The 279-nt window shown below is 58.1% G+C and carries 1 protein-coding gene; it reads right to left on the bottom strand.

Features of this window, described 5'->3' with window-relative positions:
• Positions 1 to 129, bottom strand: a 129-nt coding sequence (locus J0A66_RS23760; RefSeq protein ID WP_139245785.1) for a tail assembly protein, incomplete at its 3' end; no start/stop codon positions are given.
• Between the last annotated feature and the right edge of the window lie 150 nt (positions 130 to 279).

Here is a 279-nt window from a genome sequence, read left to right as displayed (position 1 = left end):
GCTCAGTTTCTGACGAAACGCCGGGAGCTGTGTGGCCAGTGCCCGGATGGCTTCAGCCCCCGTTTTCACACGAAGGTCGATGCGGCGACCAAATCGTTGTAAATCCCCGTAAAGGCAGATGCGCGCCATGCCCGGTGACGCCAGAGGGAGTGTGTGCGTCGCTGCCATTTGTCGGTGTACCTCTCTCGTTTGCTCAGTTGTTCAGGAATATGGTGCAGCAGCTCGCCGTCGCCGCAGTAAATTGCGGCGTGATTCGGCACTGATGAACCAAAACAGCAC

The organism is Bowmanella dokdonensis (assembly GCF_017254865.1).
GTDB lineage: Bacteria > Pseudomonadota > Gammaproteobacteria > Enterobacterales > Alteromonadaceae > Bowmanella > Bowmanella dokdonensis.
The sequence above is the reverse complement of the archived record's forward strand: the minus strand, read 5'-3'. Positions and strand labels throughout refer to the sequence as shown.